Origin of the sequence: Peribacillus aracenensis, from assembly GCF_025175645.1 — a bacterium.
In the GTDB taxonomy this organism is placed as follows: Bacteria; Bacillota; Bacilli; order Bacillales; family DSM-1321; genus Peribacillus; species Peribacillus aracenensis.
In genome coordinates, this window is record NZ_JANZMJ010000007.1 from 1 (window position 1) to 18,807 (window position 18,807).

The 18,807-nt window shown below is 42.8% G+C and carries 16 protein-coding genes and 1 other annotated feature; of the genes, 8 read left to right on the top strand and 8 right to left on the bottom strand.

The window, feature by feature from the left end:
* Positions 1 to 97 precede the first annotated feature (97 nt).
* Positions 98 to 901 carry a histidinol-phosphatase HisJ gene (hisJ, locus tag N0M92_RS09260; RefSeq protein ID WP_260285445.1) on the top strand — a complete coding sequence of 268 codons (804 nt, stop codon included), beginning with the start codon at positions 98 to 100 and terminating at the stop codon, positions 899 to 901.
* Position 902: 1 nt separating this feature from the next.
* Here the strand turns inward: hisJ and refZ are convergent, their stop codons facing one another.
* A complete protein-coding gene (refZ, locus tag N0M92_RS09265; protein WP_192206074.1) occupies positions 903 to 1,559 on the bottom strand; it encodes a forespore capture DNA-binding protein RefZ in 657 nt (218 codons plus the stop codon).
* A gap of 154 nt (positions 1,560 to 1,713) precedes the next feature.
* Here refZ and N0M92_RS09270 point away from each other — a divergent pair, with 154 nt between their 5' ends.
* Both N0M92_RS09270 and rpsD read left to right on the top strand, forming a co-directional pair.
* Positions 1,714 to 2,193, top strand: a complete 480-nt coding sequence (locus tag N0M92_RS09270) for a GAF domain-containing protein (protein ID WP_260285446.1) — start codon at positions 1,714 to 1,716, stop codon at positions 2,191 to 2,193.
* Positions 2,194 to 2,700: 507 nt separating this feature from the next.
* On the top strand, positions 2,701 to 3,303 hold the full coding sequence (gene rpsD / locus N0M92_RS09275; protein WP_260285447.1) for a 30S ribosomal protein S4: 603 nt from the start codon (positions 2,701 to 2,703) through the stop codon (positions 3,301 to 3,303).
* Positions 3,304 to 3,400: 97 nt separating this feature from the next.
* On the opposite strand, the gene tyrS is transcribed toward rpsD, so the two are convergent.
* Positions 3,401 to 4,657: a tyrosine--tRNA ligase gene (gene tyrS / locus N0M92_RS09280; protein WP_192206077.1), complete on the bottom strand. Its 1,257-nt coding sequence runs from the start codon at positions 4,655 to 4,657 to the stop codon at positions 3,401 to 3,403.
* Positions 4,658 to 4,723: 66 nt separating this feature from the next.
* Positions 4,724 to 4,940 (bottom strand) — a binding site (T-box leader).
* A gap of 149 nt (positions 4,941 to 5,089) precedes the next feature.
* Between tyrS and N0M92_RS09285 the strand changes: the two genes are divergently transcribed.
* Complete coding sequence (locus tag N0M92_RS09285; RefSeq protein ID WP_260285448.1) at positions 5,090 to 8,119, top strand: transglycosylase domain-containing protein; 3,030 nt, start codon at positions 5,090 to 5,092, stop codon at positions 8,117 to 8,119.
* 132 nt (positions 8,120 to 8,251) lie between these two features.
* Here the strand turns inward: N0M92_RS09285 and acsA are convergent, their stop codons facing one another.
* Complete coding sequence (gene acsA / locus N0M92_RS09290; protein ID WP_260285449.1) at positions 8,252 to 9,970, bottom strand: acetate--CoA ligase; 1,719 nt, start codon at positions 9,968 to 9,970, stop codon at positions 8,252 to 8,254.
* 346 nt (positions 9,971 to 10,316) lie between these two features.
* Here acsA and N0M92_RS09295 point away from each other — a divergent pair, with 346 nt between their 5' ends.
* From N0M92_RS09295 to N0M92_RS09305, 3 genes are read left to right on the top strand one after another with little or no spacing between them, the layout of a single operon-like run.
* Positions 10,317 to 10,949 (top strand): GNAT family N-acetyltransferase, encoded by a 633-nt coding sequence (locus N0M92_RS09295; RefSeq protein WP_260285450.1) that lies wholly within the window; start codon positions 10,317 to 10,319, stop codon positions 10,947 to 10,949.
* Between the two features lie 26 nt (positions 10,950 to 10,975).
* Complete coding sequence (locus tag N0M92_RS09300; protein ID WP_260285451.1) at positions 10,976 to 11,626, top strand: acetoin utilization AcuB family protein; 651 nt, start codon at positions 10,976 to 10,978, stop codon at positions 11,624 to 11,626.
* A complete protein-coding gene (locus N0M92_RS09305; RefSeq protein ID WP_260285452.1) occupies positions 11,619 to 12,800 on the top strand; it encodes an acetoin utilization protein AcuC in 1,182 nt (393 codons plus the stop codon). The genes N0M92_RS09300 and N0M92_RS09305 overlap by 8 nt, the downstream gene beginning before the upstream one ends.
* A gap of 79 nt (positions 12,801 to 12,879) precedes the next feature.
* On the opposite strand, the gene ccpA is transcribed toward N0M92_RS09305, so the two are convergent.
* From ccpA to N0M92_RS09330, 5 genes are all read right to left on the bottom strand, one after another.
* The gene (gene ccpA / locus N0M92_RS09310; protein ID WP_260285453.1) at positions 12,880 to 13,884 is read right to left on the bottom strand and encodes a catabolite control protein A; all 1,005 of its coding nucleotides are present in this window, start codon (positions 13,882 to 13,884) and stop codon (positions 12,880 to 12,882) included.
* A gap of 381 nt (positions 13,885 to 14,265) precedes the next feature.
* A complete protein-coding gene (locus N0M92_RS09315; RefSeq protein ID WP_034309244.1) occupies positions 14,266 to 15,342 on the bottom strand; it encodes a bifunctional 3-deoxy-7-phosphoheptulonate synthase/chorismate mutase in 1,077 nt (358 codons plus the stop codon).
* A 496-nt stretch (positions 15,343 to 15,838) separates the two neighbouring features.
* Complete coding sequence (ytxJ, locus tag N0M92_RS09320) at positions 15,839 to 16,165, bottom strand: bacillithiol system redox-active protein YtxJ (protein WP_260285454.1); 327 nt, start codon at positions 16,163 to 16,165, stop codon at positions 15,839 to 15,841.
* A gap of 129 nt (positions 16,166 to 16,294) precedes the next feature.
* Complete coding sequence (locus tag N0M92_RS09325) at positions 16,295 to 16,867, bottom strand: YtxH domain-containing protein (RefSeq protein WP_260285455.1); 573 nt, start codon at positions 16,865 to 16,867, stop codon at positions 16,295 to 16,297.
* Between the two features lie 49 nt (positions 16,868 to 16,916).
* Positions 16,917 to 17,426, bottom strand: a complete 510-nt coding sequence (locus N0M92_RS09330) for a DUF948 domain-containing protein (protein ID WP_260285456.1) — start codon at positions 17,424 to 17,426, stop codon at positions 16,917 to 16,919.
* 227 nt (positions 17,427 to 17,653) lie between these two features.
* On the opposite strand from N0M92_RS09330, the gene N0M92_RS09335 reads away from it, so the two are divergent.
* The gene (locus tag N0M92_RS09335; protein WP_260285458.1) at positions 17,654 to 18,766 is read left to right on the top strand and encodes an aminopeptidase; all 1,113 of its coding nucleotides are present in this window, start codon (positions 17,654 to 17,656) and stop codon (positions 18,764 to 18,766) included.
* Positions 18,767 to 18,807 lie beyond the last annotated feature (41 nt).

The window sequence follows — 18,807 nt, forward strand, 5'->3', positions numbered from 1 at the left end:
GTTTTTATGATACCATGTTAGCAATAATTTTTGACGAGGAAAATGATTTTTTTGTAGAAAATTGCTACAAATACCTGTTTTTTGGGAGGGAAGAACCATGAAAGCTGACGGTCATGTGCACACTCCGTTTTGTCCACACGGCTCTACGGATAAATTCGATGAATATATTACGCGGGGAATCGAGCTAGGATTAAAGGAAATCACATTTACGGAACATGCTCCACTGCCAAGAAATTTTCAAGATCCTACGCCTGAAAAAGACAGCGGCATGGACGCTGCCCTGCTCCTGGATTACTTTCAAGAGCTCCGCGTACTAAAAGAACGCTATAAAGACAAAATCCTGATCAAAACAGGCCTGGAGGTTGACTTTATAGAGGGGTATGAAAATGAAACAAAAGCATTCCTCGACGAAATCGGGGAATTCCTTGATGATAGTATACTTTCCGTCCACTTCATCAAGCATCAAAACCGTTGGCATTGCATCGATTTCAGCGATGATGGGTTTAGTGAGATTGCCAATGAACTAGGTTCAGTGGAATCGGTTTATACCAAATATTACGATACATTGGAAAAATCAATAGAAGCTGATTTAGGCATATATAAACCAAAACGGATCGGGCACATTACACTTGTCCATAAATTCCAGCAACGATATCCGCCGGCATCAAGTTTTGACGAGCGGGTTTACAAGGTTCTCGATATGATCAAGGATCAAAGGTATGAACTGGATTATAATGGAGCCGGGCTTGTAAAGCCGCTATGCGGTGAGCCCTATCCCCCTGAACGATTTGCAAAACGTGCTTTAGATCTCGGCATTCCGCTTATTTACGGTTCCGATGCCCATCAGGCTAAAGATTTGGGTCAGGGCCATCAGGCACTGATTGCAGGGTATAAAGGATAACTCATGTATACACTTCAGGCCGGCCGGCTAACAGTGGCTGGAAGTCTTCGGCATTGAAAAGGGTATCTTGCAGAAAACGTCCGACTTCATTGGCATAAATATTCGTGTAATAGGCTTCCTGCGGGAAGACGTGAAGCACCTCCATCGCATAATGGGTATGCAGGACAGGGGCCGTCAATAAACCCTTCAACTGCAGCATATACATGGGAACGGATACTTGCTGGAAACTCCTGCTCTTGATTCCTTGTTCCAAAATATATTGAAAATAAGACTTTTCCTTAGTAAAATAAGTCGAATGAATTTCGCGGTTTAAATTGGAATCTAGTGAAGATTCCCCATATATGAACCGTGCAGCAAGGAAGTTTTCCCTTTGGAAAGCGAGAATATCCTTTACAAGATTCATCAAGCAATGTTGCGGGCCTTTAAGTTCGAGCAATGTCATGTTCTTCTCAAGGACCAGGATATACTCTTCTAAATAGGAAATGAAACAGAATTCCAGCAACCCCTGTTTATTCTTGAAATAGTAGGCAATATTTGCAGCGTTCACTTTCGCTTTATTTGCAATATCCCGTATGGATGTAGCATGATAGCCTTTTAAATGAAATAAATGCAATGCAGCTTCCACAATGGCTTGTTTCGTTGGCGTCTGGCGATTCATTCAGGCAATCCCTCGCTTTCTTTGAGACAAGTCTTGTGGACTACTTCTTCACGGAAGAGCCTGAATCCTTTAGTAATTTCTCGACAATTTCCCAACAATAAAGCATCATGATTAGATAGTGCTGTAAAAATATGCGGAAGACAGGTGAACGCTTTTGTTTAATGTCGAAATGTATCAAGGAAAAAAAGAAAAAAACTATGAACTGGTCCAAAAACAACTACTTGCCTTAATCGAAGATGAAACGAACCGGATAGCAAATTTAAGCAATGCGGCAGCTTTACTAAATCTGTTTCTCGATGAGATTAACTGGGTAGGTTTTTATTTATATGAAGAGGGCCAATTAATTCTAGGACCCTTTCAAGGTCTTCCAGCCTGTGTCCGCATTCCAATGGGCAAGGGCGTATGCGGGACTTCAGCCGCAACTGAAACAACCTTGCGCGTAGAGGATGTCCATCAATTCCCTGGACATATCGCCTGCGATGCGGCATCAAGGTCTGAAATTGTCATACCGCTCATGAAGGATGGCAAATTGCTCGGTGTCCTCGATATCGACAGCCCGATAACGGACCGTTTTGATGAAATGGATCAGCAAGGACTGGAGAAGTTCGCTGAAATCCTTTCCAATCATCTATAAAGTAAAAGGGAGCGGCAAACCTTGCCTGCTCCCTTTTACTTTACTTGTACATGTACCCGTTCCGTCCTGAATTCAGCGACCCTTTTGACATTTTTAGTAAAGAAACAGGATTGGACCACACCCATGGTATAGGTACCCAAGAAATGTCTCAAACCATCTATAATTTTTGGATTCATTACCTCATTGCGCTTACAATGGAAAAGACCTCTCTATAAATTGCATTTTATTAATATATTGTCTTTCCTCCTGTGATTCTCTTTATCCATTCCTTAATTAATCACAACTGTCCTTGACTCATTGAGCAGAATATTATACAATACTCCTTGTGTAAAATATTGCAGCCTATGTGACAGCCTTTATGTTCTCATTTTGTTCCTCAATACAGAGGTGTATCTCGTAACTCTCTGCTGCTAGGGCGAAGGTACATGAAAACAAAATGGTCATGATCGTACATTCACACGGTTTTTATTTTACCAAAATAAAAACATTTAAAGGAGGAGTCATCCTATGGCTCGTTATACTGGCCCAAGCTGGAAACTATCCCGTCGTTTAGGAATTTCCCTAACAGGTACTGGTAAAGAATTAGAAAAACGCCCTTATGCTCCAGGACAACATGGTCCTAACCAACGCAGAAAAATTTCTGAATACGGAATGCAACTGCAAGAGAAACAAAAACTTCGTCACATGTACGGAATCACTGAACGTCAATTCCGTTCAATGTTCGACCGCGCTGGCAAACTTAAAGGTGTTCATGGTGAAAACTTCATGATTCTTCTTGAATCACGTCTTGACAACCTAGTTTACCGTCTTGGTTTAGCTCGTACACGTCGTCAAGCACGTCAACTTGTTAACCACGGTCACATCACTGTAGACGGAGGCCGCGTAGACATTCCATCTTACAAAGTGTCTCTTGGACAAACAATCGCAGTTCGTGAAAAATCACGCAACTTCTCAATCATCAAAGAATCAGTTGAAGCAACTAACTTCGTTCCTGATTTCCTTACTTTCGATGCTGAGAAATTAGAAGGTACTTTCACTCGTTTACCAGAACGTTCTGAATTGCCTGCTGAAATTAACGAAGCTCTTATCGTTGAGTTCTACTCTCGTTAATAACTTCAAAAAAGCCCATCCTTGGATGGGCTTTTTTTTGCACTTAAACACCTTTGCATGGCAAAGCCCGGCTGGGATTCAGCCGGGCTTTGAATAATCATTTCACTAATGTGTATTTCTTCTTGCCGCGACGAACGAGGATGAACTCCCCTTCAATCTTGGCAGCTTCCGTCACTACATATTGCAGATCAGTCACTTTCTCCCCATTTATGGAGATTGCCCCATTCTGAATATCCTCACGGGCTTGACGCTTGGATGGCGAAATTTTCGCTTCAACGATTAAATCGACCAAACCGATATCTTCTTTGCTTTCACGTTCGAAGCTAGGGACATCTTTAAAGCCCAATTTGATTTCCGCTGCACTTAAATTCTTCACCTCACCGCTGAATAGGGCGGCAGAGATTTTGATTGCTTGGTCTAGAGCTTCCTGACCATGAATCAAACGGGTCATTTCTTCCCCTAATGCTTTTTGCGCTTTACGCAAATGCGGTTCGGTCTGTACGGATTGCTCTAACTCTTCAATCGCCTCACGAGATAGGAATGTGAAGAATTTCAGGTATTTCACAACATCAGCATCAGCTGTATTGATCCAGAATTGGTAAAATTCATACGGAGTCGTCTTTTCCGGGTCAAGCCAAATCGCTCCGCCTTCCGTTTTACCGAATTTCGTCCCATCCGCTTTCGTTACGAGCGGGATCGTCATACCGAATGCTTTGGCATTCTCATCATTGGATTTCCTGATCATTTCAAGACCGGTCGTAATGTTGCCCCATTGATCACTGCCTCCAATTTGCAATTTACAATTGAAATTGCTGTATAAATGACCGAAATCAATTCCTTGTAAGATCGTGTACGCAAATTCAGTAAAGGAAATCCCCGTATCCAAGCGGGAAGCAACCGTATCTTTTGCCAGCATGTAGTTAATGCCGATGTATTTCCCGTAATCACGCAAGAATGTAACCATATCGATTTTACCTATCCAGTCATAGTTATTGACCATGACCGCACCATTATCACCGTCGAATTCAAAGATGTGGGATAGCTGCCCTTTTATGCAGTCTGCATTATAAAGCACTTTTTCCAGTGTTTGCAGCTGACGTTCCTCTTTTTTACCGCTTGGATCACCGATAAGTCCAGTCGCACCGCCTACCAGCACAAGTGGACGATGACCGTGCTGCTGGAAACGGCGCAATGTCAAGAATGGCAATAGATGTCCGATGTGCATACTATCCGCAGTTGGATCGACACCACAGTATAAAGAAATCTTTTCTTTTTCTAAAAGGTCCTTAAAACCTTCTTCATCCGTTTGTTGATAAATAATCCCTCTCCACTCGAGGTCTTTAAGCAATTCCATTAAATATTCCTCCTTCATCTTAGAAAAAAACCGCAAAAAACACACAAAAACGCCCCTTCATAAATATGAAGGGACGAATGAATTCGCGGTACCACCCAACTTGAGGACATAATATGCCCTCCGCTCAAGACGAATAACGGTCGTCAACCGTTTCCTGCTACTAATCATTTCACAGCAAATGCTCCAGGAAGTAATTCATCATACCATTTGTACCGATTTCCACTAACCACCGGCTCTCTAAAACAGGGATAGTCTGACTACTGGGTCCTATCATCGCGATCATTTCATCATTTTATTGTTGTTAATAAACTTTTATCATACATAAGAATCCTTGTCAACATCACCCTTACGGATTATAGAAAAATAAGAAAGATGCCCTTTCCCCTACCTGTTATATGCTATAATATATGTGATTTCAGGGGGTATGATACGATGAATAATAATCAAAAAGATAGATTTCAAACAGTCTGGAAGCAGCTGACCCGTTTTTTTCAAAATGAAAAAACACAAAAGAACGCGCGGGTTACATACCAAGTCATTTGGAATTTAACGCTGATCCTCATTATTGTCGGGATCCTAGGATTCTCATTCGCCGGCGGCGTTGGAGCCGGCTATTTCGCTGCCCTCGTCAATGATGAGCCAGTACGCTCAAAAGAAGATTTGAAAAAAGACATTTACAATTATGAAGAGACCTCTGAGGTATACTTTGCAGATGAAGTATACTTGGGCAAGCTTAAGAGTGACCTTGAGCGTGAAGAAGTGTCCATCGATAAAGTTTCCGAGTATCTTAAAAATGCAGTCATCGCTACAGAAGATGAGTATTTTTATGAGCATGACGGGGTTGTCCCAAAAGCTATCCTGCGTGCCATTTACCAGGAATTTACGAATGCAACCGTCCAATCGGGAGGAAGTACGTTAACACAGCAGCTCATTAAAAACCAGGTCCTGACCAACGAGGTTTCATTTGAACGGAAAGCAAAAGAAATCCTGCTTGCGCTCCGAGTCGAAAAGTTCTTTGAAAAAGAAGAGATTTTGGAAACCTACTTAAACGTCTCCACTTTGGGACGAAACTCTTCAGGCCGTAACATCGCTGGGGTCGAGTCCGCCGCTGAAGGTATTTTTGGCGTGGAGGCCAAAGATCTGACACTGCCCCAATCAGCGTTTATCGCTGGATTGCCGCAAAGCCCTTTCGGATATACACCATATACCCAGAAAGGAACACTGAAAGAAAATCAAGAGCCCGGAATAAACCGGATGAAAACCGTTTTAAAGCGGATGTATAGTAACGGATACATAAAAAAAGAAGAGTATGATCAAGCAGTCGCATACGACATAACAAAAGACTTTATCGGCAAAACGGAGATGCCATCCGAGAAATATCCATGGCTCACCTATGAAATCGAAAAACGCTCCATCGAAATCCTTTCTGTCAGTCTGGCAAAAGAAGATGGATATGAAGAGAAAGATTTAAAGAATGATGATTTAAAAGATCAATATGTAGCACTTGCCGATCGTAAGCTGCGTCAAAACGGCTATCAGATCTATACGACGGTCAATAAAAAGATATATGATAAAATGCAGGAAGTAACGAAAAACTATCCGAATTACGGATACGATAAAACGGCACAAGTCGTCGATCCTGATACGAAAGAAATGAAAACGGTGAGTGAGCCCGTTGAAGCCGGGGCCATTCTAATCGAAAATAAAACAGGAAAAATCATCAGTTTCGTAGGAGGCCGTGATTTCAAGCGGGAACAGACGAACCATGCTACCGCATCACTGCGATCAAACGGATCAACGATGAAGCCGCTGCTCGTATATGGCCCAGGGATCGAGTTAGGAAAAATCTCACCTGGAAGCGTATCGGCCAACGTACCCATTTCCATTCCAGCAGGAAAAATGTGGCGTCCAGGAAACTATGGCGGCGGAAGCTATACGGGGGTAACGACAGCCCGGGAGGCCCTGAAGAATTCCTATAACATCCCGGCAGCGCTCTTTTACAAGAAAATAATCAACCTGAGCCCCGCTTCCTATTTAGAGAAAATGGGATTCTCCACCGTGACGAAGGGGGATTACTCCAATCTTGCCATGTCATTAGGTGCCATGGACAAAGGTGTAACCGTTGAAGAAAACGTCAATGCGTTTGGCACATTTGCCAATTCAGGGGAGTTCATCGATGCTTATATGATCGATAAAATCGTATCGAAAGATGGCAAGGTCATCTATGAACATAAAGTGAAGCCAGTGGAAGTATTTTCTCCGCAAGCCGCTTACCTGACGCTTGATATGATGCGTGATGTAGTAAACAGCGGGACGGCAGCTTCGGTCAGGAACCGCCTCGCTTTCTCAAGTGATTGGGCAGGTAAGACCGGAACTTCCCAAAACTATTGGGACGCTTGGTTCGTCGCTACCAATCCAAATGTTTCATTCGGTACATGGCTGGGATATGACACACCGAAATCCTTACAAGGGACCTATAATGGTCTGGAATATAATAAACGTAATATGTATTATTGGGCAGATCTGATCAATGCCGCCTACAAGGTCGATCCTAAACTCATCGACCCCGATAAGCGATTTGAAATGCCGGGCGGAATTGTCAGCCGTTCCTTCTGTGGCGTTTCAGGACTGCTGCCTTCAAGTGCATGCCAAAAGGCAGGTCTTGTAAAATCAGATTTATTCATCGCCAAATATGCTCCATCCAGGGCGGATGATAGTTTCATAGATGGACAATATGTATCAGTCGGCAGCAAACGCTACGCAGCCCTTCCGCAAACGCCTGGCGAATTCACAAGCGGCGGGTTCATGTTGAATCCCGATTCCTATGCAGATATCGGTTTGGAATATGTCGATGACCCGGGATCCGTGATTCCTGGAGGCGAAAAATCAGGAAATGTCGTCGGGGCGAAAGCGAAATTGAATGATAATGGCAAAGCACCAGATCCCCTATCCATAACGATCAGTAACGATAAGATTACATGGGGCTTGCATCATGAAGGAGATGTCGTCGGTTATCGTGTCTATAAAGACGGAAAAAAAGTGGCGAGCATCAATGCTGGCGGGAGTCTTGTTTACAAAGTCGGCTCAGGCGGTTCCTATTACGTAACGGCCGTAGACATAGTCGGTAAAGAATCAGCCCCTTCTCAACGTGTTGAAAGCGGCGCTAAAAAGACAGGTTCAAAAGAAGATTCCGCAAAAAATAAAGATGATCGCAGAAAAGATAAAGTAGCTAACGAAGATAAAAAACCGGACTCAAAAGAAAAGAACGGTTCGGATAAAGATAAAGATAATGATAATGATAAAGAACCAGAAAAAGAAACGAATAAAGTTAAAGAGCCAGCTCAAGACAAAGATCAAAACAAGGAAAATACAGATAAAGAAATTCAAGAGACCGACAAAGATCAAGACACAGTCAATGATAAAGAGAAAGAAACGGATAAAGCTGAAGAAGAGGAAGAATGACACTCTTTCTTGAACTAAAACAGGCTGTCGGGCGAACCCGACAGCCTGTTTCCTTGTAATCTCCCAAAAAGGCATCCATGAAAGGGACAATGAATGCCTTTTTCTTTTCAATAATCAGCACGGCTCAGTTTCTCAATCCTCCATCGATGATAAATCACCAGTTGGCAAATCAAGTTCCCAAGCTTTCAGGACACGGCGCATGATTTTACCGCTTCTTGTTTTAGGAAGTTTATCCCTGAATTCAATTTCACGAGGTGCCGCATGTGCTGCTAGACCATGCTTTACAAATGTACGAATTTCCTCAATCAACTCATCGTTTGCATCGTATCCGTCACGAAGGGCGATAAACGCTTTGATAATTTCCCCCCGAACCGGATCCGGCTTACCGATGACCCCCGCTTCAGCTACGGCAGGATGCTCGACCAACTTGCTTTCCACTTCGAAAGGTCCGACTCTCTCCCCTGCCGTCATGATGACATCATCAACACGGCCTTGGAACCAGAAATAACCATCTTCATCCATATATGCGGAATCTCCCGAAACATACCAGTCACCTGGCATAAAGTAAGATTCATATTTCGCTTCATTCTTCCAGACGGTCTTCATCATCGATGGCCAACCTTTCTTGATGGCAAGGTTCCCCATTCTATGCGGCGGAAGCTCGTTGCCTTGATCATCCACTATCGCCGCCTTCACACCAGGAATCGGTTTGCCCATCGAACCCGGTTTAATTTCCAGGCAAGGATAATTGCAGATGACCTGAGCCCCGGTCTCCGTCATCCACCATGTATCATGGATACGGTGATTGAATACCTTCATTCCCCAGCGCACCACTTCCGGATTCAACGGTTCACCGACACTTAAGATATGGCGGAGAGTGCTTAAATCGAACCGCTTAACGATTTCGTCACCTGCGCCCATCAGCATCCTGAAGGCCGTCGGGGCACTATACCATACCGTGACACCAAAGTCCTCCAAGGTCTTGTACCAGGATTCAGGCTTGAACCGCCCGCCTACAATGACATTCGAGGTTCCTGTCAACCAAGGTCCAAAGATCCCGTAAGACGTCCCTGTCACCCATCCAGGGTCCGCTGTGCACCAATACACGTCCTCATCCTGCAAATCAAGGACCCACCTTGCCGTTTGATAATGCTGAATCATCGCATTATGGACATGAAGCACTCCTTTTGGTCTGCCTGTGGAACCGGAGGTATAGTGAAGAATCAGACCGTCATTCCGATCCACCCATTCAATTTCGAAATTTTTGTCGGCTTCTTTTAATTTTTTATTGAAGTGATGGTACTTTCCTTCTTCTTTTATATTTTCCCCCACCAAGAAAATATGCTTCAAATGGGGTAGCTCATCCACTGGGACGCGCGGCAATAGTTCAGGTGTCGTCACAATCACACTTGCCTCACTATCTTCAAGGCGATCCCTTACTGCTCCTTCCATGAAGGCTTCGAACAACGGCCCAACGACCGCTCCCGTTTTAATCGCACCCAACAATGCAAAATAAAGCTCCGGGGAGCGAGGCATGAAGATGAAAACTCGATCACCTTTTTCCACATTGGCAATGTTCTTGAACACATTGGCCGCTTGATTCGTATAATCTTTCATTTCCTTGAATGTATACTTTTCATTTCTTTTATCGTCTTTGTAATAAAGGGCTATCTTATTCTTTTTGTATGTTTCGGCATGGCGGTCAATGGCTTCATATGCAAGATTCACTTTACCGGTTTCAGACCAGGAGAATTCCTTTTCCGTCTCAGACCAGTCAAACTTCTTGTATTTTTCATCATAATTCTTTAAATTAAAATTACCTTCCACTACTGGCAACGCTTTCACATTCATACGACAAACTCCCCCTTCATTCGGCTCTATATTTTTATTATAGTATAAAAAGACAATTTTCTCAATTTTTAAAATATTAAGAGCTTCCATATTAGGGAAAATCCTGCTTGCTGAATTTTGAAGAATGACAAGTATGGTAGAGTTAAGGTGAATTCATGTTGATGGCCGGGAAAGAGGAAGCACTGTAACAAAAGATTCATATATGTGTTGAACTTTCTAAATTATGCCCCTTGTTTTTATGTATAATTTATTTAAGCTTTCCATTCGGTCAGTTTTTAAAAGCAACGCTTCTTATACTCCGGAATGCCAGAGTGTAAGATTACTACATAACAAGGGTGGTGAAAGAATGGAATATAATAAGACCTTTTATACTAAAGAACTGCAGACATCGAGCGGGACGCTCATCATCGAAGGTCCGTTGAACGGCGAAAAAATGTCCGCTTATGGGTTTCACGAAGATTTGGTCGCCTTTCGCCCGCCTGCTTTGCAGCATAAAGCCTTAATAGAGATTGCAGACTTGCCTGAGGGCAGGATCTTCATCGCCCGTGAAAATGAAACGATCGTGGGCTATGTAACTTACTTATATCCCGATCCCTTGGAGCGCTGGTCGGAAATTAAGATGGAGGACCTGATTGAGCTTGGTGCAATCGAGGTCATCCCTGAATACCGGGGTGCCTCCGTCGGGAAGAACCTGATCCGCCTTTCCATGGAAGACGATTCGGTTGAAGACTTCATCATCATCACCACTGAATACTATTGGCATTGGGATTTGAAAGGGACAGGTCTGAATATTTGGGATTATCGGAAAGTCATGGAAAAAATGATGAGTGCGGGTGGCTTGGTCTACTTTGCAACAGATGACCCTGAAATCAGTTCCCACCCCGCCAACTGCCTGATGGCCCGTATTGGCAAAAGAGTCCCGCCTGAATCCATCCAGAAGTTCGACCAATTGCGTTTTATGAATCGGTTTATGTATTAAAGAGGCGAATAAGAGGAGGAAGGAAAATGATTGTAGAAACAATAATGAATGAGGATATTATCACCCTCACTCCAACAGATACAATCCATAGCGCTGTCATGATCATCAAGGAGAAGCGAATTCGCCATATACCCATTGTCGATGACAGCTATCATCTTGTGGGATTAGTCAGCGACCGAGATATTCGGGATGCTGCACCTTCTATATTCCGTACCGCAGAATACAAAAATGATTTACAAAAACCATTATCAAGCATCATGAAAACGGAAATAATCACGGGGCACCCGCTGGATTTCGTGGAAGAAATCGGGGCTGTTTTCTGTGATAACAATATCAGCTGCCTTCCAATCGTAACGGGAAGGAAGTTAGTGGGCATCATAACCGGTTCCGATTTACTTCATTCATACGTTGAGTTGACTGGAGTCAATCAGCCCGGTTCCCAAATTGAAATCAGAATCCCGGATAAGGCAGGTTCCCTCCATGATATTGCCCATATTTTCAAAAGGCGTAATTCGAATATCCTGAGCACCCTTGTTTATCCTGAAAAAAATGGAAGCGATTATAAAATTCTTGTAATTCGTGTACAGACGATGAATCCATTTATGGTGGTGGAGGATTTGAAGAAAGAAGGCTATACCGTTTTATGGCCTAGCCTACCGGGGATTTCACATGAATGATACCTCCCTTTTCGTCTATTCGGATGAACTGCTTACCTACAAATTCAACGATGAACATCCATTCAATCAAAAGCGGCTTAAACTCACGCTTGATTTATTAAAAAAACACCATGCCATCAATGATGATCAAATTATCAAGCCCAGAATGGCTACCGTTGAAGAATTGGAACTGATCCATGATCACCATTATGTAAACGCTGTCAAACTGGCGGGCCAGGGAAAGCTCCCCCCTGAAAAGGCAGTAAATTATGGACTGGGAACAGAGGATACCCCTATCTTCCCCAAAATGCACGAAGCGAGTGCCTTGCTTGTAGGCGGTACCTTGACGGCTGTGGATGCCGTCATGACCGGTCAGTCCCAGCACGCACTTAATCTTGGCGGGGGCCTGCATCACGGTTTCCGGGGGAAGGCCTCAGGCTTTTGCATTTACAATGATAGTTCGGTCGCGATTAAATACCTGCAAAAAAAATACGGGGCACGTGTCTTGTATGTCGATACCGATGCACATCATGGTGACGGGGTCCAATGGTCATTTTATGATGATCCCGATGTATGCACCCTATCCATTCATGAAACGGGGCGCTACTTATTTCCCGGCACCGGCAATATTAACGAGCGTGGCCAGGGAAAAGGCTACGGCTATTCATTCAACATCCCGGTCGATGCGTTCACTGAAGATGAATCCTGGCTCGAATGTTATAGGGCTTCCTTTAAGGAGGTCATTGAATTCTTCAAACCGGATGTCATATTAACGCAAAACGGGGCGGATTCCCATTATTACGATCCGCTCACCCATTTATCTGCCACCATGAAGATTTATAGGGAAATACCAAAGTTGGCCCACGAAATGGCCCATAAGTTTTGCGAAGGACGGTGGATTGCAGTAGGCGGCGGCGGATATGATATATGGCGCGTCGTCCCGAGGGCTTGGGCGAGGGTCTGGCTTGAAATGACGAACAATGATCTATCTGGTCCCCTATCAAAGGAATGGCTCGATTGCTGGCAGCCTGAGTCCCCTGTCACGCTGCCGGATGAATGGGATGACATGGAGGATATTTACGAACCGATTCCGAGGAAGCCTGAAATTACCGAGAAGAATGCCCTGACGCTTGAAAAGGCCCTTTATCCCATCAGGTCTTCCAAGCAAACGTCGAAAAGCAATGAACAAAGTTAAAAGATCGTTGAAAAACGATCTTTTTTGTTCGAGTTGGAAATAAAAAGAGAGTGCCCTCCGGGACACTCTCCAAACAAGTTTATTTCGTTGATTGACGGTTTTCAATCCGGTGCGGGAGGATCACTTTTTCAAGACCTTCCTCCACTTGTTCTTTATTCATCAACTTTGTAAGGAGCCTCATCGCAACCGCACCAATGTCATATAAAGGTTGAACGATCGTGGTGATTTGCGGACGCACCATCAATGTCAATCTCGTGTTATCGAAGCTGATCACTTCAAAGTCTTCGGGTACATTATACCCTTTGTCCTGTGCGGCATGGACAATTCCAAGAGCCATTTCATCAGCACCGGCGATGAATGCCGTCGGTCTGTCTTCAACTTCCAGGTACTTTTCAAAAGATTCAATTCCTGAATCATATGTATAATCACCTTCAACAATATAACTTTCATCAAATGAAAGACCAGCTTCTTTCAATCCTCGTTTATAACCAGTCAATTTCATTTCATTAATCAGCGCGGAAGGGTTTCCGCTTACAAAAGCGATATGCTTGTGGCCTTTATTAGCAAAGAATGTCACTGCGTCAAATGCCGCCGCCTCATAATCAATATTAACCGATGGAACTTGCCCGCTTTCATCCACCGAACCTGCCAGAACGATTGGAACCGGTGAATTCGTAAACTCTTTAACATGCTCATCAGAGATGTTTCCGCCCATGAACACGATACCATCCACTTGTTTTCCAAGCATCGTATTCAGCAAATGGAATTCCTTATCTATATTCTCATCAGAACTGCTAAGAATGATATTGTATTTATACATTGTGGCTATATCTTCTATGCCACGTGCCAATTCGGCAAAAAAGATGCTCGAGATATCCGGGATGATGACCCCGACTGTAGTCGTTTTCTTTGAGGCAAGTCCCCTCGCCACTGCATTGGGACGGTACCCTAACTTCTCAATCACATCGGAAACTTTCTTCCTTGTTGCAGGCTTTACATTTGGATTCCCGTTAACTACGCGGGAAACGGTGGCCATGGAAACATTCGCCTCACGCGCCACATCATAAATGGTTATATTATTCATTCATCCATTCCTCCATTTCTTTCATTTTCCCCATAAAAGACCCGAATTATTTCGGAAAAAGATCTTTTATGCGTTTTTCTCTATAAGGAAGATTATTTTAGGAATGACCTGCCTAACAAAAATGCAGTCCTACTCTCTTCTCAGTCAAATATTCAATACCCTATTTAAGTATAAAATTCACATAGATATCACTTTATGTATGACTCAATCTTCCGAACAGTTCTCATTCTTGTTATTTATCATACGATAGTAGAATCTTTCCTGCAATCCAATAGTGCTTATTTCGAAGCTTTTTCTGTAAAAACTAGTATTTTACCATTAAAAAAAGCCCTTGCCAAGTTGGTAAGGGCCGTAAGTAGATGATTTAAAGACTTTCTTGGCTTATACAGTTACCCAGTTCAAACGTTTAATTTCATCGTAGAATTCATCAAATTGTTTGAAGTCCATTTGCTGTGCAGAATCAGATAAAGCAACGGAAGGATCTGGATGCACTTCAGCCATAACACCGTCAGCACCGATTGCAAGAGCCGCTTTAGCCGTAGGAAGCAGAAGATCGCGACGTCCAGTTGAATGCGTCACATCAACCATGACAGGTAAATGAGTTTCTTGTTTTAAAATCGGTACAGCTGAGATATCAAGTGTATTCCTTGTTGCTTTTTCGTAAGTACGGATACCGCGTTCACAAAGGATGATGTTGCCATTGCCCTGCGACATGATGTATTCCGCTGCATGAATGAACTCTTCGATCGTTGCCGCCAGTCCACGCTTTAAAAGAACCGGTTTATTTACAGCACCTGCAGCTTTTAGCAAGTCGAAGTTTTGCATGTTGCGCGCACCGATTTGGATGACATCGATATGATCGATTGCCGCTTCAATATCGTTGGCACTCACGATTTCACTGATGACAGCCAAGCCGTATTCATCAGCAACACGTTTAAGTATTTGTAAACCTTCCAAACCAAGCCCTTGGAAGTCATATGGAGATGTACGTGGCTTAAATGCACCGCCGCGCATCAATTTCAGGCCTTTAGCTTTAATGACTTCCGCCACCGCAGCTGTTTGTTCATAAGATTCAACGGCACATGGTCCGAAAACGAAGCTAGGGATTCCGTTACCTACCAATTCACCTTTAATGTCGATGATCGTGTCTTCAGCCTTTTGTTTTCTTGATACAAGAAGCGTTTTCTTCTGATCATCTTTTTGAAGCTCCAAGCCTAATTTAAAGATTTCTTTGAAAATATGTTTAATCGAACCAAGATCCAGCGGTCCTTGATTATTGGCTTCGATAAGATCCAGCATTGTTCTTTCACGGACCGGATCGTAACGGTTTACACCTTGTTTTTCTTTAACGCGACCAATTTCCTGTACAAGTTCAGCACGTTGATTAATAAGATGTAATAACTGAAGGTTCACATCATCCAGTTGATTACGAAGTCCATCAAGCTCTTTGTTGCTCATTACATATCCATCCCTTCGTTTTTTAAAATAGAAATCGGTTCAGCGGACTCCAACTAAAAAAATCCCATCTGGATCCTCGAACGTCCACCCCGATTGTATTATCAATGAAAAATTTAGAATATTTCATGTATGATTAAATCAATTATAAATGAAGTGTCCATAAATGTCACTATATTTTTCTTTAATAATTAAACGCTTTTAAGCATTAAAGTTATGAATGCATAAAATCAGGTGTTACATGCAGGAAAAACGAATTAGACTGAATATTGGAACAATCCATTGTAGGAATTATATTGGAAATAGAACAAGAAAGCTATAATTTAATCGATATTTTACCTTAAAGAGAAATTGGACATGACCAAATCGTCTTCCACTTGAACAGGAAGGGCCTTTAAAGAAAAGGGTTCCCCTGGAGACCGTTTAAAATTCCCATGGCCACCAAATGGAATAATAAAAGGCCGGACCCCCTTACTAAAGGGATCCGGCCTTCATTCATTCATTCAGTAATGGCCTTGCTCAATGAATCATATGTAATCCGCCAATGAGATTCATTCCAGGCAGGTTTTCCACCTTTAAAAAGGATGGCCTGAGGTGATTGATGTTTGACATCAAATGTTTCTGCCACATAGTTAGATAGTGGACGAGCTTCCTGAACGGCTAAATAGGCCGTTTTAAGCTGTTCGTTCTCCAAGATGTACCTCTGATATTGTTCAAATGCTTCAGCACTGACCGGGCATGTTACACTATGCTTGAAAAGCAGGAATGTATCCTCTTTTAGAAGCTCATTGAATTGTTCTTCTGTTTCGATTTTACTCATGACCATAAAACAATCTCCTTTCCTTGTCCATATAAATCTTACCATCAAAAAGGCGATGAAGCCATCAAAGCACTTCACCGCCTTATTCTTCGTCCCTTTATGCCTTTTCATCCCCTTTGAAGGAATCCTAGGAATTTATTTCTTTAGATTATTCTCTGTTTCATCAAATGCCTTTTTCGCTTCATCAAGTTTTAATTTTGCAGCATTCTTGTTTCCGCTTGTAGGATCTGCAGGATTATTTTCCGAGTCATTGCCGTTAGCAAAGTTCGTTTCGACGGATACGATAGGAGCATCGGAAGTTCCGGTTACATCTATATCCTTATTGCTGGAATTCGTCGTATCATCAGCCGCGTCCCCGTTTTCTTTTCCCGTTTTTAGGCTTTTCACTTTATTGACGATATTTGAGGATTTATTGGAAACGATTTCCGTGACAGAGCTCGTTTTTTCTTTTGCAGTATCAGCAAGGACTGTCCCTTTTTCCATCGCCGTTTGTCTTAATCTTTCTGTTTTCTCTGAAATGTTTCTAGCTTGTTCATTGAAATCATTCCTTAATTCCTTGCCTGTTTTCGGAGCCATGAATAAAGCTGTGGCCGCTCCGATCATGCCGCCAATCAAGGCGCCAATCATAAAGTCCTTAGAATTGATCGAGTCGCGTTCGTCCTCATATGATTTCTGATAATCTTTTGTCGGAAATTCTTTTTGAGTCATAATACATTCCCCTTTCAATTTTCAATTCATTTTTTTATTTAACTAGATTTTAAGATCTAGAACGTAAAAACCTTTTTTTAGGCAGGTCATCAGTTTCAAGCGCTTCCCTTTCTAACTCCGCCCTTTCAGTAGGGGTCGGGGCAGCCTGTTTGCTTCTGGCCTTCCACTTGTCCCTGATCTCCATGGCTACATTGCTCCATTGTACAATTTGTGAGATTCGTTCTTGATTATTATCAATCTCAGCCTGCACTTTATGGGAAACCTTTTGGATGGAAGAATTAAAGCTAGAGATGGATGTGCCTACATCCTTCACTGCATCCACCACCGTGTTCAGGTTTTCCGACTTTTGCTGCAAATCTTCAGCCAACGTATTCGTTTTATGTAATAACTGAGTAGTTTCGAGCGTTATGCCCTGCATTTGGCTCTCTAGTCCTGTCAGCGTCCGGGCCACACTGTCCAGGGTAGTTTGAAGTGATGTCAGTACCTTTGTTAGAAAAATAACAAGTACCAAAAAAGCAATCGCTGCAACTGCAGCACTTACGTACAAAATAATCTCCATTGGAACACCTCCGAAAAAATCGACTTATTTAATAGCTGTTAGATATTAATTACCCCTTCCCTATTATTATAAACTTATTTATTTTTTCAATATACCCTATCAAACCCTAATCTGGAAATATTGTTGTCTGCATCCAGTTCCTCCGTGAAATTCATGGGTGACACTTATGGCAGGAAATCGGGTATGATAGAAAAGATAAGTCGAATTTAAACAATGGAGGTATTTTTATGAAAGATCCCAGAATTGGTACATTGGCCAAAAACTTAATCAATTATTCCGTTAAGCTTCAAAAAGGTGAAAGAATCTTGATCGAAAACTTCGGATTGCAGCGTGAACTTGTTAACGCACTTGTGAATGAAGCCTATGCAGCAGGTGGTTACCCATTCGTCCTTTTAAAGGATCACCAAGTGGATCGTGCCTTGCTGATGGGTGCCAAAGAAGAACAGTACAAGTTGATGGGTGAGTTTGAAGCAAACGTAATGAAACAGATGGATGCTTATATCGGGCTTCGTGCCGGGGATAATATCAATGAACAATCCGATGTCCCTTCAGAGAAGATGGCGATTCATGGACAGACAGTCGGTAAAGTACATAGAAATATCCGCGTGCCAAAAACAAAATGGGTCGTACTTCGCTACCCGACAAATTCAATGGCCCAATTAGCCAAAATGAGCACAGAAGCATTCGAAGACTTTTATTTCGAAGTCTGCAACCTCGACTATGGCAAAATGAGCGCAGCAATGGACAATCTTGTTGAATTGATGGATAAAACGGATAAGGTCCGCTTAACTGGGCCCGGTACGGACTTAACCTTCTCCATCAAAGACATCAAAGCCATCAAATGTGCGGGTGAGCTGAACATTCCTGACGGTGAAGTATATACGGCCCCGGTTAAAGATTCCATCAATGGAGTGATTTCGTATAATACTCCGTCCCCTTATCAGGGTTTTACTTTTGAAAACGTGAAGTTGACATTCAAGGATGGAAAAATCGTTGAAGCGGTTGCGAATGATACGGAACGCATCAACAAAATTTTTGATACTGATGAAGGCGCACGATACATCGGTGAATTTGCAATTGGTGTAAATCCATATATTCTACACCCGATGCAAGATATCCTCTTTGATGAAAAAATTGATGGAAGTTTTCATTTCACTCCCGGGCAATGCTATGATGATGCCTTTAACGGAAACCACTCAGACATTCACTGGGACCTGGTCAATATCCAGCGGCCTGAATATGGCGGCGGGGAAATCCATTTTGATGACGTCTTGATACGTAAGGACGGCCGCTTCGTTTTACCGGAACTGGAAAATTTAAATCCTGAAAATTTGAAATAACATAAAACCCAATAAAAAAACGACCGACCCGCTACTAACGG